This is a genomic window from Streptomyces siamensis (genome assembly GCF_039543605.1).
GTDB classification, from domain to species: domain Bacteria; phylum Actinomycetota; class Actinomycetes; order Streptomycetales; family Streptomycetaceae; genus Streptomyces; species Streptomyces siamensis.
Genome location: NZ_BAABKB010000008.1, coordinates 154,345 through 177,158, shown reverse-complemented (window position 1 = coordinate 177,158; position 22,814 = coordinate 154,345). Strand labels below are relative to the sequence as shown.

The 22,814-nt window shown below is 71.2% G+C and carries 18 protein-coding genes; 11 read left to right on the top strand and 7 right to left on the bottom strand.

The genetic code is table 11. The features are described 5' to 3' along the window. Positions 1 to 33 precede the first annotated feature (33 nt). The 3 genes from ABEB03_RS14910 to ABEB03_RS14900 are packed head-to-tail and all read right to left on the bottom strand — an operon-like array spanning position 34 to position 4,966. Positions 34 to 3,549 (bottom strand): 5-oxoprolinase/urea amidolyase family protein, encoded by a 3,516-nt coding sequence (locus ABEB03_RS14910; RefSeq protein WP_345647725.1) that lies wholly within the window; start codon positions 3,547 to 3,549, stop codon positions 34 to 36. Beyond that, positions 3,546 to 4,145 carry an urea amidolyase associated protein UAAP2 gene (locus tag ABEB03_RS14905; protein ID WP_345647723.1) on the bottom strand — a complete coding sequence of 200 codons (600 nt, stop codon included), beginning with the start codon at positions 4,143 to 4,145 and terminating at the stop codon, positions 3,546 to 3,548. Before ABEB03_RS14905 ends, ABEB03_RS14910 begins: the two co-directional genes overlap by 4 nt. Then, entirely contained in the window at positions 4,142 to 4,966 is an 825-nt protein-coding gene (locus ABEB03_RS14900; protein WP_345647720.1) for an urea amidolyase associated protein UAAP1, read from the bottom strand. The genes ABEB03_RS14905 and ABEB03_RS14900 overlap by 4 nt, the downstream gene beginning before the upstream one ends. 159 nt (positions 4,967 to 5,125) lie before the next feature. On the opposite strand from ABEB03_RS14900, the gene ABEB03_RS14895 reads away from it, so the two are divergent. The 6 genes from ABEB03_RS14895 to ABEB03_RS14870 all read left to right on the top strand — a co-directional run bounded on the left by ABEB03_RS14895 (position 5,126) and on the right by ABEB03_RS14870 (position 10,817). Then, entirely contained in the window at positions 5,126 to 5,773 is a 648-nt protein-coding gene (locus ABEB03_RS14895) for a TetR/AcrR family transcriptional regulator (RefSeq protein ID WP_345647717.1), read from the top strand. A gap of 453 nt (positions 5,774 to 6,226) precedes the next feature. Beyond that, entirely contained in the window at positions 6,227 to 7,816 is a 1,590-nt protein-coding gene (locus ABEB03_RS14890) for an ATP-binding protein (RefSeq protein ID WP_345647714.1), read from the top strand. Further along, a complete protein-coding gene (locus ABEB03_RS14885; RefSeq protein ID WP_345647711.1) occupies positions 7,813 to 8,220 on the top strand; it encodes a roadblock/LC7 domain-containing protein in 408 nt (135 codons plus the stop codon). The genes ABEB03_RS14890 and ABEB03_RS14885 overlap by 4 nt, the downstream gene beginning before the upstream one ends. Further along, on the top strand, positions 8,217 to 8,669 hold the full coding sequence (locus ABEB03_RS14880) for a DUF742 domain-containing protein (RefSeq protein WP_345647708.1): 453 nt from the start codon (positions 8,217 to 8,219) through the stop codon (positions 8,667 to 8,669). Before ABEB03_RS14885 ends, ABEB03_RS14880 begins: the two co-directional genes overlap by 4 nt. Continuing rightward, on the top strand, positions 8,650 to 9,270 hold the full coding sequence (locus ABEB03_RS14875) for a GTP-binding protein (RefSeq protein ID WP_345647705.1): 621 nt from the start codon (positions 8,650 to 8,652) through the stop codon (positions 9,268 to 9,270). The genes ABEB03_RS14880 and ABEB03_RS14875 overlap by 20 nt, the downstream gene beginning before the upstream one ends. A gap of 80 nt (positions 9,271 to 9,350) precedes the next feature. Continuing rightward, on the top strand, positions 9,351 to 10,817 hold the full coding sequence (locus tag ABEB03_RS14870; RefSeq protein ID WP_345647702.1) for a cytochrome P450: 1,467 nt from the start codon (positions 9,351 to 9,353) through the stop codon (positions 10,815 to 10,817). A 137-nt stretch (positions 10,818 to 10,954) separates the two neighbouring features. Here ABEB03_RS14870 and ABEB03_RS14865 read toward each other — a convergent pair whose 3' ends face one another. Both ABEB03_RS14865 and ABEB03_RS14860 read right to left on the bottom strand, forming a co-directional pair. Beyond that, entirely contained in the window at positions 10,955 to 11,929 is a 975-nt protein-coding gene (locus tag ABEB03_RS14865) for an RluA family pseudouridine synthase (protein ID WP_345647699.1), read from the bottom strand. A 4-nt stretch (positions 11,930 to 11,933) separates the two neighbouring features. Then, complete coding sequence (locus ABEB03_RS14860) at positions 11,934 to 13,484, bottom strand: amino acid permease (protein WP_345647695.1); 1,551 nt, start codon at positions 13,482 to 13,484, stop codon at positions 11,934 to 11,936. A 278-nt stretch (positions 13,485 to 13,762) separates the two neighbouring features. Between ABEB03_RS14860 and ABEB03_RS14855 the strand changes: the two genes are divergently transcribed. The 3 genes from ABEB03_RS14855 (at position 13,763) to ABEB03_RS14845 (ending at position 16,387) form a co-directional block, all read left to right on the top strand. Then, positions 13,763 to 14,413: a PadR family transcriptional regulator gene (locus tag ABEB03_RS14855; protein WP_257004633.1), complete on the top strand. Its 651-nt coding sequence runs from the start codon at positions 13,763 to 13,765 to the stop codon at positions 14,411 to 14,413. 184 nt (positions 14,414 to 14,597) lie between these two features. Further along, a complete protein-coding gene (locus tag ABEB03_RS14850; RefSeq protein WP_345647688.1) occupies positions 14,598 to 15,614 on the top strand; it encodes an ATP-binding cassette domain-containing protein in 1,017 nt (338 codons plus the stop codon). Then, on the top strand, positions 15,611 to 16,387 hold the full coding sequence (locus ABEB03_RS14845) for an ABC transporter permease (protein WP_345647685.1): 777 nt from the start codon (positions 15,611 to 15,613) through the stop codon (positions 16,385 to 16,387). Before ABEB03_RS14850 ends, ABEB03_RS14845 begins: the two co-directional genes overlap by 4 nt. Before the next feature lie 161 nt (positions 16,388 to 16,548). On the opposite strand, the gene ABEB03_RS14840 is transcribed toward ABEB03_RS14845, so the two are convergent. Beyond that, positions 16,549 to 17,385, bottom strand: a complete 837-nt coding sequence (locus ABEB03_RS14840) for a siderophore-interacting protein (RefSeq protein WP_345647682.1) — start codon at positions 17,383 to 17,385, stop codon at positions 16,549 to 16,551. Between the two features lie 101 nt (positions 17,386 to 17,486). Further along, positions 17,487 to 18,425, bottom strand: a complete 939-nt coding sequence (locus ABEB03_RS14835) for a 5'-3' exonuclease (protein WP_345648307.1) — start codon at positions 18,423 to 18,425, stop codon at positions 17,487 to 17,489. A 173-nt stretch (positions 18,426 to 18,598) separates the two neighbouring features. On the opposite strand from ABEB03_RS14835, the gene ABEB03_RS14830 reads away from it, so the two are divergent. Both ABEB03_RS14830 and ABEB03_RS14825 read left to right on the top strand, forming a co-directional pair. Next, positions 18,599 to 19,696, top strand: a complete 1,098-nt coding sequence (locus tag ABEB03_RS14830; protein WP_345647679.1) for a quaternary amine ABC transporter ATP-binding protein — start codon at positions 18,599 to 18,601, stop codon at positions 19,694 to 19,696. Next, entirely contained in the window at positions 19,689 to 22,298 is a 2,610-nt protein-coding gene (locus ABEB03_RS14825; protein ID WP_345647676.1) for an ABC transporter permease/substrate binding protein, read from the top strand. Before ABEB03_RS14830 ends, ABEB03_RS14825 begins: the two co-directional genes overlap by 8 nt. Positions 22,299 to 22,814: the final 516 nt, after the last annotated feature.

Here is a 22,814-nt window from a genome sequence, read left to right as displayed (position 1 = left end):
TGCGCTGGAGGTACGGCGGGACGGGCGGTGGTGCTACGACTCGTGCGGAGCCAGGATCAGCAACGCGGTACCCGCCTCCACCTGGTCGCCCGGCCTGGCGAGTACCTCGTGGACCAGGCCGTCCATCGGCGCGGGTATCCGCGACTCCATCTTCATGGCTTCCAGGGCCAGCAGTGGCTGACCGGCCGTCACCGTGTCGCCCGGGCGGACGTTCAGCTGCCAGACGGACGCGGCGAACTCGGCCTCGACCAGACGGCCCCCCTCCGGCACGGCGACCTCGGCCGCGGGGACCGCCGGGGCGGACGCCGCCTCGGCGCGGGCGAACTCGCCCGCCGCCTCCCAGGCGTCCCGCTCCGCCGCGAACGCCGCGCCCTGCCGGGCCCGGAACTCCGCGATGGACTCGGCGTGCTCGGCGAGGAAGGCCTGGTGGCCGGCGAGCGAGAACTCGCCCTCCTCGACACGGGGGACGAACCGGCCCGAGACGATGTCCGCCCGGAGTTCGAGCAACTCGTCCGCCTCGACCGGGTACCACTTGATGCGGTCGAAGAAGCGCAGCAGCCACGGTGAGCCCGGCTCGAACGCGCCGCGCTGCTGCCAGGCCGACCACACCTGGGTGGTGCGCCCGACGAACTGATAGCCGCCGGGCCCCTCCATCCCGTAGACGCAGAGATAGGCCCCGCCGATGCCGACCGAGTTCTCGGCGGTCCAGGTGCGCGCCGGGTTGTACTTGGTGGTGACCAGCCGGTGGCGCGGGTCGAGCGGCGTCGCGACCGGCGCGCCCAGGTACACGTCCCCGAGGCCCAGGACGAGGTACTCCGCGTCGAAGACCGTGCGGTAGACGTCGGCGACCGAGTCCAGGCCGTTCACCCGGCGGATGAACTCGATGTTCCACGGGCACCAGGGCGCGTCGTCGCGGACCCCCGCCATGTAGCGGGCGATCGCCTCACGGGTCGCCGGGTCGTCCCAGGACAGCGGGAGGTGGACCGTCCGGGACGGCACGGTCAGCCGGTCCCCGGCCGGCAGCGTCCGTGCGATCTCCCGGACGGTGGCGAGGAGTTCACGCTGCGGCAGCCTGCCCGGGTCCGCCTGGATCTGCAGCGAGCGGATGCCCGGTGTCAGATCCGTGACACCGTCGATCCCGGCCGCGGCGACCGCCTCCATCAGCGCGTGCGCCCGCATCCGCAGGGCCAGGTCCAGCTGCGCGGGACCGAACTCGACCAGCAGGTTGTCGTCGCCGCTGCGGCGGAAGGTCACGTCGCCGTCCCGCGCGAGCACGCCGCCGTCCACGATCGCCGGGCGCACCGAGCCGTCCTCGGCGAGCGGGGTGAAGCGCACCGTGTCTCCCGGGCGGAGCTGCCCGAGCTTCCAGCGTTCGCTGCTGACGACGGTCGCAGGGCAGACGAAGCCGCCCAGCGAGGGGCCGTCGGGGCCGAGCAGCACCGGCATGTCGCCCGTGTAGTCGACCGCGCCCACCGAGTACGGCGTGTCGTGGATGTTCGACGGGTGCAGGCCCGCCTCACCGCCGTCGTTGCGCGCCCAGCGGGGTTTCGGTCCGACCAGCCGCACCCCCGTCCGTGCCGAGTTGAAATGGACCTTCCAGTCGGCGGCGTAGAAGTCGCGGATGTCGTCCTCGGTGAAGAACTCGGGTGCGGCGTGCGGGCCTTCGAGCGCGCCGACCTGCCATCGCGAGCCGAGGACCGGCCGGTCGGCGGCCGGAACCGGTGTTCCGGAGACCACCGAGCCGCCGTGCAGCACGTCGCCGGTGCGCAGCGCCCGGCCGCCGTGCCCGCCGAACCGGCCGAGCGTGAAGGTGGCCGCGCTGCCGAGGAACAGGGGTACGTCCAGACCCCCGCCCGCGAACAGCACATAGGTCCGCAGCCCGTGCTCGTCGGGGGCACCGACGTCCAGCACGGCCCCGGCGGGCACCGTCACCGGCTCCCACTGGGCGACCGCCGTGCCGTCCACGGTGACCGCGGCGGGGGCGCCCGTGACGCACACCGTGGTGGCGTGGGTGAACCTCAGCGACGGTCCCCGCAGCGTGCATTCGAGGCCCGGCGCGCCCTCGGGGTTGCCGAGCGCCCGGTTGCCCAGCCGGAACGACAGGTCGTCCATGGGGCCGCACGGCGGTACCCCGACCTGCCAGTGACCGGTGCGGCCCGGCCAGTCCTGCACGGTGGTGAGTGTTCCGCCGGCCACCACCTCGATGCGCGGCGTCGGGTCGGTGACGCCGGCCAGCGTCGCCGTCGAGTGCGCCGCCGCCCGGAAGGACGGTTCCGCGAGCGCTGCCCGCACCAGGCCCAGATTCGTCTCGATGCCGTCGATCCGGGTGCGGGCCAGGGCCTCGTCGAGCCGCCGCAGGGCCTGCTCCCGGTCCGGACCGCGGGCGATCACCTTCGCGAGCATCGGGTCGTACGACGTGGTCACCTCGGTGCCCGTCTCGACCCAGCCGTCCACCCGGACACCGCCGGGGAACTCGACCCGGGTCAGCAGGCCCGCGCTCGGCCGGTGACCGCGGGAGGGGTCCTCGGCGTACACCCGCGCCTCGACGGCGTGACCGCGGGGCGGCCCCGGGTCCCGCACGACGTCCGACTCGCCGCGTGCCAGGCGCAGCATCCAGGCCACGAGGTCGATGCCGAGGACCTCCTCGGTCACCGGGTGCTCCACCTGGAGGCGGGTGTTGACCTCCAGGAAGTACGCCTCCTCGCGGGCGGCGTCGTACACGAACTCGACCGTGCCCGCCGAGCGGTAGCCGACGCTCGCGCACAGGTCACGGGCGCCGGCGGCGAGCCGGTCGCGCACCTGCGGCGGGAGTCCCGGGGCGGGCGCCTCCTCCAGGACCTTCTGGTTGCGCCGCTGGAGCGAGCAGTCCCGGTCGCCGAGGGTGACGACGTGGCCCGCGCCGTCGCCGAAGACCTGCACCTCGACATGGCGGGCGTTCTCGACGAGGCGTTCCAGGAAGACGCCGGCGGAGGAGAAGGACGCCGAGACGACGCGCTGCACCCGCTCCCAGGACTCGGTCAGTTCGCCGGCGGAGCGACATGCCGACATGCCGATTCCACCGCCACCGCCGGTGGCCTTGAGCATCACGGGATAGCCGATCCGCGAGGCCGCGTCGAGCGCCTCCTCGACGGAGTCCAGCAGGCCGGTGCCGGGTGCCAGTGGCACCCCCGCCGCCCGGGCCGCCGCGCGGGCCGTGTGCTTCGCCCCGAACAGTTCCAGCTGTTCCGGCGTCGGGCCCACGAAGACGATCCCGGCGTCCTCGCAGCGGCGGGCGAAGGCGGCGTCCTCGGAGAGGAAGCCGTACCCGGGGTGGACGGCGCCGGCGCCGGTGTCCTTGGCCGCCTTCAGGACGAGGTCGGCGTCGAGGTACGACTCCTTGGCGGGCGCGGGCCCCAGCCGTACCGCCTCGTCGGCGAGCCGGACGTGGGGCGCGCCGCGGTCGGCGTCGGAGTACACCGCGACGGTGCGCAGGCCGAGTTCGCGCGCCGTGCGGATGATGCGTACCGCGATCTCCCCGCGGTTGGCGACAAGCAGCGTGTCGAAGGTCATCGCGCCGCTCCGACGGTCATCTCCACGGCGGTCGGCTCGAAGCCGTTGCAGGGGTTGTTGATCTGCGGGCAGTTGGAGACCAGGACGATGACGTCGCGCTCGGCGCGCAGGGTCACCCTGAGTCCGGGGGCCGAGATGCCGTCGACGATGCCGAGCGTGCCGTCCTTCTCGACCGGCACGTTCATGTACCAGTTGACGTTCGAGACGAGGTCCCGCTTGCCGAGGCCGTAACGGGCGCCCTCCGCCAGGAAGTTGTCCACGCACGCGTGCTGGGACCAGGTGTGGTGCCCGTACCTGAGGGTGTTCGACTCCTTGGAGCAGGCGCCGCCGACCGTGTCGTGCCGGCCCACCTCGTCGTCGACGACGGTCATCAGCGGGGTGTGCTCGTTCGACATCAGGACGCTGCCGGTGGTCAGGAAGATGTTGCCCTGCGCGTGGATCGTGTCGGGCGCGCTGTAGCGCACGGCGGTGTCCGCGGCGTCGTACAGCAGGAAGTCGACGGCCTGGTTGCCGTGCAGATCGGTGATGGTGAGCGTCTCGCCGGCGCGGACGACGGCCGACCAGGCGGCTCGGGCGGGAACGACGGTCGTGCTCATGCGAGCCCCCTCGCGGCGAGGAATTCGGCGGTGTTCAGGAAGGCGCGGCGGCCCTCGGGCGTGGCCTCCCACAGCGGGTCGCCCGGCTCGGTCGGCGCCGCCCGCCAGGCGAGCACCTCCAGCGGGCCGCTCACATATCGGGGGCGGGGGTCGGCCGGGTGCGGCACGTTCGCGATCAGTACGGTCACGTCCTGCTCGGCGCGCAGCGTCACGCTCCCGCCGGGTCCGGACGAGCCGGTGAAGCGCAGCGAACCGTCGTCGCCCACCTCCACCCCCTGGAAGAACGACAGCGAGGGTGGCAGATCACGCGGGGCGAGTCCGTTCTTCGCGGCGGCCAGCTTGAACAGCTCACGGCCGGCCGGGGAAGCGGACTGCGGTGTCCCGTCCCCGTACCGCTCGGTGTTGCGCAGCAGGGTGGAGGTGCCGCACAGGGCGTCATGGCGCCCCGAGGTGTCGGTGACCACCGAGGCCAGCACCCGGCCCTGGTCGGACAGCAGGAGCTGACCCTCGCCGAGGTAGGCGTTCCACTGGACCTTGACGGTGTCCGCCACGTTCAGCCGTTCCCAGGGACGGCCGGCGACATGGAGCAGGAGGTGCGCGCAGGCGTCGCCGGCCAGGTCGGTCAGCCGCATCTCGGTGCCGCGCGCCAGCACCTTGTGCGTGTAGTTGCCGCCCGCCACCGTCTCGGCCCACACCAGGTGGCCCGCCTCGCAGGGCGGGGCGGGCCAGGCGCTCGCCGGGACGACGGGCATGGCCTCGGTGCGCGTGCCCTCCTGGGCGCGCGCATGGGCGCGGGCTCCGTAAGTGGTCGCTGTCGCCATCGCGGGACCTCCGGCTCCGGGTGTCATTTCTGTCGCGCGACAGAAATTAGGGGCGGGCCGGGTCGCGGGCATTGCCCGGCTGTTGCCGCCCGGTTACCGATCCCTCACCGGGATCGGGCCGGAGATCGCCGGGCGGCGCCCTGTGCGAGGATCGAACGCATGGGAACAGCAGGCGCACCGGGAGGGCGGCGGGTCGGCAGGCCGCGCGCCGCGCAGCGGCCGGACAGCGGGCTGTCGCCGCGCGACGAACTGCTCGCCGCCGCTGCCGAGTTGTTCACCACGCGCGGATACGCGGCCACGACCACCCGGGCCGTCGCCGAGCGTGCCGGCATGCGCCAGGCCTCCATGTACCACTACGTGTCGGGCAAGGAGGAGCTGCTCGCCGAGCTCCTGGAGTCCACGGTCACGCCCTCGCTGACCCTCGCCCGTGAACTTCTCGCGGACGACGACGCGCCGGCCGAGGGCCGGCTGTGGGAGCTCTGCCGTACCGACGTGGCGCTCCTGTGCGGCGGTCCGTACAACCTGGGTGGTCTCTATCTGCTGCCCGAGGTGCGGGCGGAGCGGTTCGCCGGCTTCCATGCCGTGCGCGCCGAACTCAAGGACGCCTATCGGCAGTTGCTCGCCGCGACCGCGGCCGGGGGAGTGCTCGCGAAGAGCGAGCTCGATCTGCGGACGGATCTGCTGTTCGGTCTGATCGAGGGAGTCATCCTCGTGCACCGCTCCGATCCGGACCGGCCGGTGTCGGCCTTCGCGGAGGCGACCGCGGACGCGGCACTGCGCATCGCCGGGGTGCCGGCCGGAGCCTGAGCCGTGCGTGCCGCCGGGGTGCCGGCCGGAGCCTGAGCCGTGCGTGCCGCCGGGGTGCCGGCCGGAGCCTGAGCGGTGCGTGCCGGCCGGAGCCCGGTCGGGCCCGACGCTGCCCCCTTTCACGCCTTCCGGACCTCGTCCGGAGTTCCGCCTCCGGCGGCGATTTCACCTGGCCGTGGTGTGGATTTCGCATGCTCGTACCCCGTCACGCACCGTGTGCGAATGAAGCCGCAGCGTGCAAATGGGCCGAGGGTACTCCTGTCGCGAGGGCGAATTCAGGTGCTTGCTGAATATGACACAGCGATGATCCGGTCGGACTAAGCTCGCCCGCAGCGCACCGAGTTGAGATGTATTCGGGCGCTTGTTCCCAAAAGTTCCGAAGATTCAGTTTGATCCGTGCTTTTTCCCCCACAAACCTCCCCACCCCCAGTCGACCTGTCTCAGAGGGCATACATGGTGAGTGTTCAATCGCCTCCCGGTGGCCGTGAACTTCCCTACGCGCGCGTCCTGTTGCTGCCGGCCATACTGATGGCCGCGGTGACCGGCGCCGCCGTCGCCTTGGTGACGGAGTCGGCGCGACCAGCTGTCGGTGTGTGCGGCGGCATCGCCACACTGCTGGTCATCGCGATCGGCGCCGAGGCCGTACGCCGCGGCCGCGTCGCCCGTGATCTGCGCGCCGAGTTCGCGCAGCGCTCCGCCCTGCTCGAACAGCGCATCGCCGCCCACGACCAGGAGATCGTGCGCCTCTCCGAGGACGTCCTGCCGACCGCGCTCGACCGGATGCACGGCGGTGACTCACCCGCGGAGGTGGTCCGCACCCTGGACCGGGACAACCCGGAGTACGCCGACATCCCCGCGTCGCAGCGCGCGCTCCTGAAGAAGATGCTCAAGGCCATCGACGTCGAGGAGTCGATGCGCGACGCCGCGCAGCGCTCCTTCGTCAACATCGCCCGGCGCGTCCAGGCCATCGTCCACCAGCAGAACAACGAACTGCGCGAGATGGAGGAGGACCACGGGCGCAACCCCGAGGTCTTCGACGACCTGCTGCGCATCGACCACGGCACCGCGCTGATCGGCCGCCTCGCCGACTCCATCGCCGTGCTCGGCGGCGGCCGTCCCAGCCGCCAGTGGCCCAACGCCGTACCGCTGTTCAGCGTGCTGCGCGGCGCGATGTCCCGGATCCTCGAATACCGCCGCATCGAGCTGCACAACATCGTCGACATCGCCGTCAAGGGCGAACACGTCGAACCGATCATCCACGCGCTCGCCGAGCTCCTCGACAACGCCACGCGCTACTCGCCCCCGCACACCAAGGTGCACGTCACCGCCATCGAGGTGCAGACCGGCATCGCCGTCGAGATCGAGGACGGCGGCGTCAGCCTCAGCGACGAGGCCCGAGGCAAGATCGAGGAACTGCTCCGGCTGGCCGCGGCCGGCGTCGACCCGAACGTGATGGGCCAGGCCCCCCGGCTCGGCATGGCGGTCGTCGGACGACTCGCCCAGATGTACAACATGCAGGTCTCGCTGCGGCAGTCCGCCTACGGCGGTGTCCGCGCCGTCCTCGTCGCCCCGCGCGACATGCTCACCAACGACTTCGCCCCCGGTCTCGCGCACGGCGTCGGGGTGAACTCCACCGCGGGCATCGACACCGGCGGTGTGGAGGGACCGGCGCGCAAGCCGAAGAAGCGCAAGCCGACCACCGGACCGCGCATCCCCTCCTCGAACGACGGGTCCCACGACGACGACGTGCCCGTGGTCACTGAATGGACCCCCAACGGACTGCCGCAGCGCCGCAGCCGTGTGAAGGTCCCGCTCAGCCAACGGATCGCCGAGGCCCGGGCCGAGGCCGAGGCCGCCGAGGCCGCGGCGGCCGCCGCTCCCGCCTGGGCGCAGGAGCCCGAACCGCAGGAGAAGGAGCCCGAACCCGGCCTGTGGGTCGAAGCGTTCATGAACGGCCTCAAGGGTGACCCGGACCCGACCGCATTCACGATGAACAACCAGGCGGCCCCTGCCGAGGCCGACGACGAGGGGGACCTCAAGTGATCCAGCAGCGAGCCAACTTCGACTGGATGCTCAAGGAGCTCGCCGACGGCGTACCGGGCATCCGGCAGATCGTGGTGCTCTCGGCCGACGGACTGCGCATCGCCCGCTACGGCGGCGAGCCGGACGCCGCGGACCGGGTCGCCGCGGCCTGCGCGGGCCTGCAGAGCCTGGCCGGAGCCGTCGCGAGCGAGATCCCCAACAGCGACGGCCGGATGCGCATGGTCATCATCGAGATCAACGGGGGCTACTTCTACCTGATGTCCGCCGGACCCAACGCCTACCTCGCGGTCCTCGCCAACCAGACCGCGGAGCCCGGACTGATGAGCAACCGCATGCGTGACCTCGTCGTCCGGATCGGAGCCCATCTCACCAGCCCGCCGCGGCGCAACGGGCAGACCGTATGACTCCTCCGCAGCGCCGGCGGCGCCATCCCAAGGAAGAGGCCCCGGATCCCCCGACACCGGAGTCCCCCCACGTCCAGGAAGGCGCGGAGGGCGCGGACGAGGAGGGCGAGGGAAAGTCGAAGAACCCGGAGCGCCTGTACGTGCTCACGGGCGGCGGCGAGGGCGGTGACCGGGCCGAACTCGACCTGGTCACCCTGGTCGTGGCGCGCGCCGACGTGTCGCCCCCTGTCGCCCAGCCGGAGCAGTCCGCGCTGCTGCGGCTCTGCCAGGCCCCACTGTCCGTGGCCGAGCTGTCGGCCTATCTCAACCTGCCGTTCAGCGTGGTGACCGTCCTGCTCACCGAGATGCTGGCGGCCGAACTGGTACACGCGCGCGCCCCGATCGTCCGCTCGGCGCTGCCCGACCGTTCCCTCCTCGAAGCGGTGATGCATGGACTTCAAAAGCTCTGACACCATCACGGGCCCTCGCGCCGAGGACCATCTGCCGCACACGGCACAGGCCGCGGTGAAGATCGTGATCGTGGGCGGCTTCGGGGTCGGCAAGACGACCATGGTGGGTTCCGTCAGCGAGATCAAACCGCTGACCACCGAGGAGACGATGACGCAGGCCGGCATCGGCGTCGACGACAACTACGGCTCCGAGAGCAAGACGGCCACCACCGTCGCCATGGACTTCGGCCGCATCTCCATCACGGACCAGCTGGTGCTCTACCTGTTCGGCACACCCGGACAGGAGCGCTTCTGGTTCCTGTGGAACGGCCTCTTCGAAGGAGCCCTCGGCGCCGTTGTGCTGATCGACACCCGCCGTCTGGAGGTCAGCTTCGACGTGATCGGCCGTCTGGAGGAGCGCGGCGTGCCGTTCGTCGTGGCGGTGAACGACTTCCCCGACGCGCCCGGCTACCCGATCGAGGACCTGCGGACGGCGCTCGACCTGCCCGAGGAGATCCCGATCGTGAAGTGCGACGCGCGCCGCAGGGCCTCCAGCCGGGACACCCTGATGACGCTGATGCGCTTCCTGCACTCCCTGGCGATCACCTCGGCGCGGGTCTGACGCGACCTCGACGACAAAGCCGTAGAACCCTTCTGCCACTCCCCAAGACCCGGATCCCCCTCAGTTTCGGAGCGATCACCGTGACGTCTGAATCCCACTCCCCGACCGGTACGGACGACCCCACGCTCGGACCGCCGCCCGGCTGCCCCGCCCATGGTCTCGGCCCTGGCGGGCTGCACCGCCTGTACGGACCCGAGGCGGAGGACCTGGGAGCCCTCTACGAGAAACTCCGCGCGGAACACGGCGCCGTGGCCCCCGTGCTGCTCCACAACGACGTACCCATCTGGGTGGTGCTCGGCCACGGCGAGAACCTGCACATGGTGAGCACGCCCCAGCACTACGCGCGCGACAGCCGGCTGTGGACCGCCGTCCAGGACGGCACCGCGGGCGCCGACCATCCGCTCGCGCCGCACATCGCCTGGCAGCCCATCTGCTCGCACGCCGAGGGCGACGAGCACCTGCGGCTGCGCGGAGCCGTCACCGGCGCCATGTCCACCATCGACTTCCGCAGCCTGCGGCGCTACATCAACCGAGCGACGCAGCGCCTGGTCAACGAGTTCTGCGAGCTCGGGAAGGCCGACCTGGTCGGGCAGTTCGCCGAGCACCTGCCGATGTCCGTGCTGTGCGAGATCCTCGGCATGCCCGAGGACTACAACGACCGCATGGTGCACGCCACCCGCGACCTCCTCAAGGGCACCGAGACCGCGATCGCCAGCAACGAGTACGTCATGGGCGTGCTGACCCAGCACACCCTGCGGCGCCGCGCCAACCCCGAGGAGGACTTCACCAGCCACCTCATCAACCACCCGGCGAGGCTCACCGACGACGAGGTCGCCCAGCATCTGCGCCTCGTCCTGCTCGCCGCCTACGAGGCGACCGCCAACCTCATCGCCAACGTGCTGCGCATGGTCCTCACCGATCCGCGTTTCCGGGCCCAGCTCAACGGCGGCCAGATGACGGTGCCGGAGGCGGTCGAGCAGTCCCTGTGGGACGAGCCGCCGTTCAGCGCGGTCCTCGGCTACTTCGCCAAGCAGGAGACGGAGCTGGGCGGCCGGCGCATCCGCAAGGGCGACGGACTGCTCTTCGGCATCGCCCCGGGCAACGTCGACCCGCGGGTGCGCCCCGACCTCGCCGCCAACATGCAGGGCAACCGCTCCCACCTCGCCTTCGGCGGCGGTCCTCACGAGTGCCCGGGACAGGACATCGGCCGTGCCATCGCCGACGTCGGCGTCGACGCGCTGCTGCTGCGACTGCCGGACACCGAACTGGACTGCAAGGAGGACGAGTTGCGCTGGCGGGCGTCGATGTCCTCGCGCCATCTCGTGGAGCTGCCGGTGACGTTCGCACCGCGGCCGCCGCAGGACGTCATGCAGCGCCCCTCGGTCAACGCGCTGCCCCGCCAGCGGCCGAACTGGCAGGTCACGACCGAGGCGTCGGAGCCGAGTCCCGCGCCGCAGCCGGTGGCCCCGCAGGCCCCGCCGACACCCGAACCCGCCGCCCGACTCGGCGCCTGGCAGCGCTTCCTGCGCTGGTGGCGCGGCTACTGACGGAACGGCACCGCACGGTGGTGGCCGGCCGCCGCCCGCGCCGGGCACGGCCGGCCGCCGGTCGGGCTCGGCGCGGGTGGCGGTCGGGCTCGGCGCGGGCGGTGGGCGGCTCCACCGGGCGGGGGACCGGCTTCGGATCAGGGCCCGGCAGGGTGCGACACGGCCCCGTCCGCCCCGGCCCACGCCTCGTACGACGTCCAGGCCTCCAGCTCCCGCGCACTGGTGAACCGGTGCTCGTGCCCCGTGACCGGATCGGTGAACTCCAGGGTCCGCGCCAGCAGTTGGAGGGGGCGGCGGAAGTCGTCGGCCGGTACCGGGCCGGTCACCACCGGGTAGAGCGGATCGCCGAGGATCGGCACGCCCAGCGCGTTCATGTGCACGCGGAGTTGATGGGTCTGCCCCGTGCTGGGCGTGAGCCGGTAGCGGCCCAGCGGGCCGCGCCGTTCCAGCAGGTCGATCCCGCTGACGGCGTTCGGCTCGCCGGGCACCTCACGGGCTGCCAGCACCCCGCGTTCCTTCACGATCCGGCTGCGGACCGTCCGCGGCAGCGCGAGACCGGGGGAGTACGGGGCCACGGCCTCGTACTCCTTGCGGACCAGCTTGTCGCGGAACAGCGTCTGGTACGCGCCGCGTTCCCCGGGGCGCACGGTGAACAGCACCAGCCCGGCCGTGAGCCGGTCCAGTCGGTGCGCGGCACCGAGCGCGGGCAGCTCCAGCTCGCGCCGCAGCCGGGCGAGCGCGGTCTGGGCCACATGACTGCCGCGCGGGGTGGTGGCCAGGAAGTGCGGCTTGTCCGCCACCACGATGTGCGCGTCGCGGTACACCACGTCGAGCGCGAAGGGCACCGGCTCCTCGTCGGGCAGCTCCCGGTGGAACCACACGAACATCCCCGGCACGTACGCGGCGTCGGCCGTCACGGGCCGTCCGTCCTCCCCGACGATCAGCCCCGCGCCGATCATCGCGTCGATCACGCCGGTCCCCGCCGCGAGCCGCTCGACCAGATGGTCCCGGACGGTGGCCCAGCCCCCGTCCCACGGCAGCCTGACCCGCACGGGGTCGACCCCGTCGCGCTGCGGGAGGGGGGAGGGCGGAATCCGGGGCTTGCGTCTCACCTGGTCAAGCGTACGAGGCCGGTACCACCTCGGGAGCCTCGGTGACCGTCGCCCGCACCCGGTACGCGCGGTACACCGCCCCCGCGAGCACCGTCACTCCCAGGAACAGCAGGGTGAACCAGCGGAAGTACCAGTGTCCGCCCGCAGGGTCGTACACGGCGGCCCGCGGCCAGGCGAGGTTGACGGTCATGAAGAGGCCGTACAGCAGGGCGAGGACGTTCACGGGGACGCCCCAGCGGCCGAGCGAGAAGAGCGGGGCGCCGGTCTCGTCGGTGCCGCCCGCCCGGAACCCGCCGCGCAGCCGGCGTACCAGCAGGGGCCCGGTCACCATCGCGTACGCCAGGTACAGCATCACGATGCAGGTGGTGCCGATCGCCAGGAACGCGTCCGGCGACGCGAAGTTCAGCAGCAGCAGCGCGGCCGCGAGGACACCGACGACGAGGGCGGGCGCGCCGGGCATGCCGGTGCGCGGGGCGACCCTGGCGAGCCGGCCGGAGAAGGGCAGCTGTCCGTCGCGCGCCATGGAGAAGAGCATGCGGCAGGCCGCCGTCTGGATGGCCAGGGTGGCCACCGCGACGGCCACCGCCACGTCGGCGAGCAGCGCGCGTCCGACCCCGTCGCCGAGGCTGCTGGTCAGGACGTAGCTCAGACCGTCCACGCCGAGGCGGCCGTCGGTGAGGCTGGGCGCTGCCAGCAGCCCGCCGAGGACGATCAGACCGCCGAGCAGGCCGGCCGCGCCGAGTGCGGTGAGGATCGTACGCGGTGCGGTACGGCGGGGGTTGTGGGTCTCCTCGCTCATCTCGCCCGCGCTGTCGAAACCGATCATCACGTACGCGGCCATGAACGAGCCCACCATCAGGGCGCCGAAGAGGCCGGTGCCGCCCTCGCCGGTGTGGAACGTGATGCCGGGGGAGCGCTCGGAGTGGGTGAACAGCAGCACGATGATCAGGACCGCGCCGATGATCTCGGCGGTCACCCCGATCCTGTTGACGGCCGACATCACGCGGTTGTCGACGACGTTGACCAGAGTGGTGAGGGTCAGCAGGATCACTCCGAGGACGGCCGCGTTGGCGGCGCCGTCGGCGCTGGTGGGTGCCGGGTCGTCGCCCACCAGCTGGAAGCCCGACCAGATCGCGGGCAGCACCATCTGGAGCGCGAGGGCCGCCGCGGCCACCACCACGATCTGCCCGATCACCATGATCCAGCCGGCGAACCAGCCGAAGGACTGGTTCGACAGCCGGGACGACCACTGGTAGATCGCGCCCGAGAGGGGGTAGCGCGCGGCCAGTTCCGCGAAGCAGGCGGCGACGGCCAACTGGCCCACGAGTACGGCCGGCCACGTCCAGAAGAAGACCGGGCCGCCGAACGCGTACCCGAAGGCGAAGAACTGGAAGACGGTCGTGAGGACCGAGATGAAGGAGAAGCCGGCGGCGAACGAGGCGTACCGGCCGAGGCTGCGGTGCAGCTCCTGGCGGTAGCCGAACTCGGCGAGGCCCGTGGCCCCGTCGGGCCGCGGCGGGTCGGGGCGGACGTCGGCGGGGGCGGTGCTCGTCATGGCGGCAACCTGCTTTCGCACAGCGGCGCGAGGATTCCTGTCGAGCGACAGAAATTAGGGAGGGGCTGTTTCGCCGGCGTCACGCGTCCGTGTCCGGGGCGCACCTAACTCCTCACGCTCTTGCGGGGACCCACAGGACGCGATACATCGTGTGTATTGACGGCTCCCGAAGGTCGCGATATGTTCGGTCACGGATATTCGGTGGCGAGGTGCCACGGATATGCGGTGGCGAATTGCCGCGTTCGGTGGCGATCACGCCGGAGAAGGGGGTGGATGCCGTGGCGGCCAAGCGCCGGAAGCTCGGCAACCCGCTGGCCCTCGCGGTCATGGTGCTGCTCACCGAGCGGCCGATGCATCCGTACGAGATCGCCCAGACCCTGCGCCGACGCGGCAAGGACGCCAGCTTGAAGATCAACTACGGCTCGCTCTACACCGTCGTGCAGAACCTGGAGAAGCACGGGTTCGTCGAGGTCGCCGAGGTGCAGCGGGAGGGCAACCGCCCCGAGCGCACGCTGTACGGCATCACGGACGCCGGGCGCGAAGAGGCCACGGAGTGGCTGTCGGACCTGCTGGCCGTCCCGGCGCGGGAGTATCCGATCTTCGAGGCCGCGCTCTCCCTGATGTGCGTGCTGCACCCCGACGAGGTGGCGCGGCTGCTCGCGGAGCGGCTCACCATGCTGGAGGTGCAGGCCGCGAGCCTGCGCGGCGGCCTGGCGAAGCTGTCCGAGACACTGCCCCGGCTCTTCCTCGTCGAGTCCGAGTACCAACTGCACATGATCGAGGCGCAGGCCGTCTGGGTCCGGGGCTTTCTCACCGAGATCAAGGACGGCACGTTCCCCGGCGTCAAGGAATGGCGGACCTTCCTCGAAACGGGTGAGGCTCCGCCGGAGTTCCAGGATCCGGAGGGCGGCGGCCTCGAAGGAAAGTAACCGAGAAAACAGACCCCGGCAGAGCTGTTGCAGCAGCCCCGCCAGGGTCTCGAACCCCGAACCGGCTCCGCCGTGCGGCAGACCGGGCCATCGAGGTGCGGCACACCCAGGATAGCCCGGCGCTCTTCACGCGGATCGGCTCGGCCCTGCCCGAGAACACCGCTCACTCAGGAGAGCCGTCGACATGAGTACCACCCGCGCGCCCGCCATCGAGGCGCGCCGACTGACCAAGACCTACCCCGGCGACGTCACCGCGCTCAGCGGCATGGACGTCACCGTCGCGACCGGAACCGTGCTCGGACTCCTCGGCCCGAACGGCGCCGGCAAGTCCACCACGGTCAAGATCCTCACCACCCTGGCCCGCCCCGACTCGGGCTCCGCCACCGTCGCGGGCCACGACGTGCGGCGCCACCCCGACCGGGTGCGCCGTGCGATCGGCGTGGTCGCCCAGAACTCCGGTGCCGACCCGGTGGCCACCGGCCGGGAGAACCTCCGGCTCCAGGGCAGGCTGTACGGGCTCAAGGGCGCGGCGCTGAGCCGTCGCGTGGACGATCTGCTGGAGCGCTTCACCCTCGCCGACGCGGCGAACCGCCAGGTCAAGACCTACTCGGGAGGCATGCGCCGCCGTCTGGACGTGGCCCTGGGGCTCGTCCACCGTCCCGAGGTGCTCTTCCTGGACGAGCCGACCACCGGCCTCGACCCGCAGGCACGCACCGCGATGTGGGACGAGATCGCCCGGCTCGCCGGCGACGAGGGCCTGACCGTCCTGCTCACCACGCACCACCTCGAAGAGGCCGACCGGCTCGCCGAACGCATCGCGATCGTCGACCGCGGCCGGGTCGTCGTCGAGGGCACCCCCGACGGCCTGAAGGGCGAACTGCGCGGCGACGCCGTCCACGTGGAGCTGCGGGAGGCCGTCGGCGAGGCCGGCCGTACGCTGCTGAGCGGCGCCCTCACCGCGCTGCCGGGCGTGCACGAGGCGCTGTTCGACGGCCGGCGCGTCAGCGTCCGCGCCGACGACGGGGCCGGCACGGTGCCGGCCCTGCTGGGCGCGCTGGAGCGTGCCGGGGTCGGTGTCGCCTCCGCCACCGTCGCCCGTCCCTCGCTCGACGACGTCTACCTGCGCTACGCGGGCCGCCGCTACGCCGAGGCGGACGCCGAGTCCGCCCGGGACCTCGCCGTCACCGGAGGTGTGCGATGAGCACAGCCGTCTCCCAGACCTGGTACATGACCCAGCGTCAGCTCATGGTGTTCGTACGGCAGCCCGCGTACCTGCTGATCACCCTGATCCAGCCGGTGGTCTGGCTGTTCCTGTTCGGCAGCCTCTTCAAGAAGGTCGTCGAGCTCGGCGGCTTCGGCACCACCTCCTACCTGGACTACCTCGTGCCCGGGGTCGTCGTGATGAGCGCGCTCAGCTCCAACATGTGGGCGGGCATGACCACGCTGGACGAGATCCAGCGGGGCACCCTCGACCGTTTCCTCACGACGCCCGTGAGCCGGGCGGCCCTGATGAACGGCAATGTCGTCAACAACGGCGTGGTGACCGCCCTGCAGTCGGTCGTCATCGTGCTGCTCGGACTGCTCGGCGGCGCCGACTACCCGGGCGGCCTCGGTGGCGTCGCGGTCCTGGTCGTCGCCTCGGTGCTGCTCGGCACGGTCTTCGGGGCACTGTCCAACGCGCTCGGCATGCTGGTCCGGGAGCGGGAGTCGATCATCGGCATCAACACCTTCCTGCTGCTGCCGCTGACGTTCCTGTCCAGCGCCTTCATGGCCCCGTCCCAGATGCCCGGCTGGATGCGGCGCATCGCCGACTTCAACCCGCTCGACTGGGCGATGGTCGCGGGCCGCTCGGCGATGTCCGAACACCCCGACTGGAGCGACGTGTTCGGCAGGGGAGGCGGTCTGCTCGCGCTGGCGGTGGTGTCGGTGTGGCTGTCGATCCGCACGTTCCGCTCGTACCAGCGGTCGGTGTAGGACGGGCTGGGGTTGCGGCGGCGTTCGGTGCAGCGGAGTTCACCGGGCCGGCCGGGCCGGTAGGGCCTGCCGGGCGGAGGCCGAAACGGTGCCACCGGTGTCTGCCGGTGCCCGCCGGCGTTCATCGGGGCGGTCACGTGTGCGTGGCCGCCCCGCGCGGGTTACGCGGACGCCTCCTGCTCCGCCTCCACCTGTGCGTTCCACTCGCGCTTCGACGCCTGCCAGCCGTCCTCGTTGTGGCCGAGGCGCCAGTAGCCGGAGATCGACAGGTCCTCGCGCGGGATCTCACGCTCGACGCGCAGCATCCGGCGCAGCTCCTTCACGAAGGCCGCCTCGCCGTGCACGAACGCCTGCATCCGGCCCGCCGGGAACTCCAGCGCGCGAACCGCCTCCACCAGCGCCTCGCCGATCGGCCGGTTTCCGCGGTGCAGCCAGACGACCTCCACGTCGGAGTCGATCTTCTGCTCCTCCTCCGGTCCCGCGACCTCGACGAAGGCGTGGGCCACGGCTCCGTCGGGCAGCGCCTCCAGGGCGGTCGCGATCGCGGGCAGCGCGCTCTCGTCACCGGCCAGAAGATGCCAGTCGGCGCCCGCGTCGGGGGCGTAGGCGCCACCGGGACCCATGAACCGGACGACCTCGCCCGGCCGGGCCCGCAGCGCCCATGGCCCCGCCAGCCCCTCGTCGCCGTGCACCACGAAGTCCAGGGCCAGCTCGCGGTGTTCGGGGTCCCACGCCCGCACCGTGTACGTCCGGGTCACGGGCCACTGCTCACGCGGGAACTCCGCCCGGACGCGCTCCATGTCGAACGGTTCGGGATACGTGACGCCCTCGGGGCCGAACAGCAGCTTCACGTAGTGATCGGTGCAGGAACCCGCGGTGAAGTCGGCCAGACCGTCGCCGCCCAGCACGACACGCTGCATGTGCGGGGTCAGCCGCTCCGTCCGCACCACCTGCGCGGAGTGGGGCTTCCGGGGCTTGCGTGCGGGGCGTTCTGCCATGACGGCCTCCTGGATCACATGCTTAGGTTTACCTAAGTTAGCACCCTCTTCTCTGCGTCACCTATGCGTGGGGCGGTATCACTTATGCCGGAAGAGTTCGGCTATGCGTGCAGGGTGGCGAGCAGTCGCTGGAGCGAGCCGCCCAGACCCCAGCGGGTGGCCAGCGCGTCCAGGGCGGCCGGATCCCGAGGCGCGTGCGGCAGCGTCGTGTCCACGTCCGGCAGGGGCACGTCGCCCGCGACCCGGACCACCTTGGGCGCCACCGCGACGTACGGACGCGACTCGTCGAGGCGCTTGCGCTGCGACGGCGTCAGCCGGGACGTCGGGTCGTCGACGGCGGCCATGATCCCGGCGAGGTCGCCGAACTCGGCGAGCAGCTTGGCGGCCGTCTTCTCGCCGATGCCCGGCACGCCCGGCAGACCGTCGCTCGGGTCGCCGCGCAGCAGCGCCAGATCCGCGTACCCGGCGCCGTCCACGCCGTACTTCTCACGCAGCCACGACTCGTCCGTGAGCTGGAGCGTGCCGACGCCCTTCAGGGGATACAGGACGCGAACGCCCCTCTTGTCGTCCACGAGTTGGTACAGGTCGCGGTCGCCGGTGACGATGTCGACCGGGCCGGTGGCGCGGCCGGTGAACGTGCCGATCACGTCGTCCGCCTCGTACCCCGCGACGCCCACGCGGGCGATGCCGAGCGCGTCCAGGACGGCCTCGATGACCGGGACCTGCGGTGACAGCGTGTCCGGGACCTCCTCCTCGTCCGGACCTCCCTCGTGCTCCTCGGCCACCCGGTGGGCCTTGTAGGACGGGATGAGGTCGACCCGCCACTGCGGGCGCCAGTCCGCGTCCATGCACGCCACCAGGGCGTCGGGGCGGTGGTCCTTGACGAGGCGGTCGATGAATTCCAGCAGCCCGCGCACGGCGTTGACCGGTGTGCCGTCCGGGGCCTTCACGGATTCCGGGACACCGAAATAGGCGCGGAAATACAGCGAGGCGGTGTCGAGAAGCATGAGTCGTCGCGTCTGCTCTGTCACGCTCCGCATCATGCCGTACGCCACCGACACTGCCGTGGCACCGACGGTGACGTGGGCCACTCTCGTGTTTGCTCCGTGTAAGCGGGGGCAGGCGCCGCCTCTGAGCGAAGTCGGTTGCGCTTTCAACCGCACAGGCCGTGCGGCCGTGCGGACCGTTCCAACCGTGCGAACGAGAGGTACACGTGTCATCCAGGCTAGAAGCCGAACATCTGCACAAGGTGTTCGGCAGACGACCGAAAGAGGCCGTGGAGCGGCTCCGCGAGGGGACCGACCGCGAGGAGCTGCGGGCCGACGGCACCACCGCCGCGGTCATCGACGCATCCTTCACGGTCGAGCCCGGCCAGATCTTCGTCGTCATGGGCCTGTCCGGATCCGGCAAGTCCACGCTCCTGCGCATGCTGAACGGACTGCTGGAGCCCACCGCGGGACACGTACGCTTCGACGGCCAGGACCTCACCGAACTCAGCGCCCGTGAACTGCGCGAGGTCCGTTCGAAGAAGATCAGCATGGTCTTCCAGCACTTCGCTCTCTTCCCGCACCGCAGTGTCCTGGAGAACGCCGCCTACGGCCTGGAGGTCCAGGGCGTACCGGCCGCCGAACGCCGGAAGCGGGCCACCGAGGCACTCGAACTCGCGGGCCTCGCGGGCTGGGAGAAGTCCTGGCCCGACGAACTCTCCGGCGGCATGCAGCAGCGCGTCGGCCTCGCCCGCGCGCTCGCCACCGACGCCGACCTGCTGCTGATGGACGAGTCCTTCAGCGCGCTCGACCCGCTGATCCGCCGCGACATGCAGGACCAGCTGATCGAGCTCCAGCGCAAGCTCAAGAAGACCATCGTGTTCATCACGCACGACCTCAACGAGGCGATGCGGCTGGGCGACCGGATCGCCGTCATGCGGGACGGCCGTATCGTCCAGATCGGCACCGCCGAGGACATCCTGGTCCGCCCGGCCAACGACTACGTCGCCTCCTTCATCCAGGACGTCGACCGCTCGCGCGTGCTGACCGCGGGAGCCGTCATGGACACCGACCTGCGCGGCGACGAGGCGGACTGCTCCTGCGAGACCGCCACACCCGACACCTCCTTCGTGGACCTGTGCGCCATCAGCGCCCGGCTGTCGCACCCGGTCGCCGTGGTCGACAAGAAGCGCGGCCTCGTCGGCGTCGTGCCCCGGCAGCGGCTGGTCGGCTTCCTCGGCGACGAGCAGGGGGCACCTCGGCCCTGCGGCACCCCGCGTGACGGAGACGGCAAGCTGAACAAGGCGGTGCAGGCCGATGCCTAGGATTCCCTTCGGCGACTGGGTCAACGACGCGGTCGACTGGCTGCTGCACCACATGGCGTGGCTCTTCGACTTCTTCAAGGTCGTCTTCGAGGGCGCCTACGACGGCATCGACGCCGTCCTCCAGGCTCCTCAGCCGCTCCTCCTCGCCGGCATCTTCGCGGTCGTCGCCTTCTGGCTGCGCGGCGCCTTCGCCGGTGTGCTCGCCTTCGCGGGATTCGCCTTCATCGACTCCCTCGGCCTGTGGGAGGACGCGATGGTGACCCTGTCGCTCGTCCTCGTGTCGACGCTCATCGCACTCGTGATCTCCGTGCCGGTGGGCATCTGGGCGGCGCGCTCCGACCGGGTCAGCGGCCTGGTCCGGCCGGTGCTCGACTTCATGCAGACGCTGCCCGCGATGATCTACCTCATCCCGGCGATCCTGTTCTTCGGCACCGGCGGCCCCGCCGGCATCGTGGCCACGCTGATCTTCGCGCTGGCCCCCGGCGTCCGCATGACCGAGCTGGGCATCCGTCAGGTCGACAAGGAACTCGTCGAGGCCGCCGACGCGTTCGGCACCACACCGCGCAGCACGCTGCTGCGCATCCAGCTGCCCCTCGCGCTGCCCACCGTCATGGCGGGTGTCAACCAGGTCATCATGCTGGGCCTGTCCATGGCCGCCATCGCGGGCATGGTCGGCACCGGCGGCCTCGGCGGCGACGTGAACGAGGCCATCGGCCAGCTGAACGTCGGCCTCGGCTCCGAGGCCGGCGTCGCCATCGTGATCCTGGCGATCTACCTCGACCGCATGACCAGCTCGCTCGGCAGCCAGGTCTCGCCGCTGGGCCGCCGTGCCGCCGCCAAGCTGCGTGCCGCGCAGGGCCTGAAGATCTGGTCCTACCGTCCCCGGCCCGCGGTGGCCGTGGTCGGCGTCGTCGTGCTCGCGCTCGTCGCGGGCGGCATGAATGTCTTCGGCGGCGGGGCGAGCGAGTCCACCGCGCCCGACGGCAAGAACGTCGGACAGGGCAAGAAGGTCACCATCGGCTACATCCCGTGGGACGAGGGCGTCGCCTCCACCTTCCTGTGGAAGGAGGTCCTCGAACAGCGCGGATTCCAGGTCGACGCCAAGCAGTTCGACGCGGGCCCGCTCTACACCTCCCTCGCCCAGGGCGACATCGACTTCGAGACGGACTCCTGGCTGCCGACCACGCACGAGCAGTACTGGAAGAAGTACGGCGAGCAGCTCGACGACCTGGGCTCCTGGTACGGCCCGACCTCCCTGGAGCTCACCGTGCCCGCCTACATGAAGGACGTCGACTCCCTGGCGGACCTCAAGGGCAAGGCCGGCCGGTTCGGCGGCAAGATCACCGGCATCGAGTCCAGCGCCGGGATGATGAGCCTGCTCAAGAGCAAGGTGCTCAAGGAGTACGGCCTCGACAAGGAGTACAAGGTCGTCGACAGCTCGACGCCCGCGATGCTGGCCGAGCTGAAGCGCGCGTACGCCAAGCAGGAGCCCATCGTGGTCACCCTCTGGTCGCCGCACTGGGCCTACAGCGACTACAAGCTGAAGAAGCTCAAGGACCCGAAGGGCGCCTGGGGCAAGGGCGACGGGGTGCACACCCTCTCCCGCAAGGGCTTCGCCCAGGACAACCCGGTCGTCGGCCAGTGGCTCAAGAACTTCAGGATGAGCGAGCAGCAGCTCACGAGTCTGGAAGCGGAGATCAACAAGGCGGGCAAGGGCAAGCAGCAGGACGCCGTGCGCGCCTGGCTGAAGAAGAACCCGGGTGTCGTCGACAAGCTGGCGCCCGTCAAGAGCGCGGCCGCCCCGGCCGAGGCGAAGCGCCCGCTGGACGTCGCCTGGTTCCCCTGGGACGAGGACGTCGCCGTCACCTACCTGTGGAAGAACGTGCTGGCCCGTCGCGGCTACACGCTGAACCTCAAGCAGATGGACGTCGGTCCCGTCTACACGGGCCTGGCCTCCGGCGACATCGACCTCAACTTCGACGCGTGGCTGCCGTACGCCCAGGCCAACTACTGGGACCAGCACAAGGACGACCTCAAGGACCTCGGCACCTGGTACCGGCCGACCTCGCTGGAGATCGCGGTGCCGTCGTACGTGAAGGACGTCAAGTCCCTCGCCGACCTCAAGGGGAAGTCCGGCACCTTCGGCGGGAAGATCATCGGCATCGAGCCGGGCACCGGCGAGATGAACCTCCTCAAGAAGAAGGTGCTTCCGGGGTACGGCCTCGACAAGGAGTACAAGGTCGTCGACGGCTCCACGCCCGCGATGCTGGCCGAACTGAAGCGCGCGTACGCCAAGAAGGAGCCCGTCGCCGTCGTTCTGTGGTCGCCGCACTGGGCCTACAGCGAGTACAAGCTCACCAAGCTCGCGGACGACAAGAAGCTGTTCGGAGAGGGCAACACGATCCGGACGATCTCCAGCAAGAAGTTCCCGGACCAGTACCCGCAGCTCACCGAGTGGATCAAGAACTTCCGGATGACCGAGGGCGAACTCGGCAGCCTGGAGAGCGAGATCAAGCAGCGCGGCCAGGGGCACGAGGAGGACGCCGTCGCCGCGTGGCTCAAGGAGCACCCGGACATGGTGGGGCGGATGACGCCGCAGTAGTTCCACCGGTCGTCCACCGGATGTGATCCACCCAGGGGTGGTCTTCGTCGCACGGGTCCCGTGCCGAAGGCCACCCCGTCCTCGTTCCCGGCCCCGTGCCGCCGGCGAGCGCGCGCGAGGGGGCGCGGAGGAACGGGCCGCCTCCGCCTTCGACGCCGCCTTCGACGCCGCCTCTGACGCCGGCCGAGGCTCGGACGCCGGCCCGTACTCGCGCCCGACGCCGACGCCGGCGACGTACTGACGTACGAGAAAGATCCGGACAACCGCATCGCCTGCGCGGCCACCTCGGGCCCGGCCGCACCGGCCCGCTCGACGTGCCGTCAACTCACCTGCACAGGAGGTGACTTCATGAGCCGCCGCACGGCCGTCCGCTCGCCCTTTCGGCCGACCCTCGGCCCCGGAGGGACGCCGGCGCTCCGGACGTCGCCCGACGGCCCGAACCAGGGCGCAACGACGCGGAGTTGAGCGCTGCGCACCCGCGCGGCGAGCGTTGCGGAATCTCTCGCACCCGTGCCT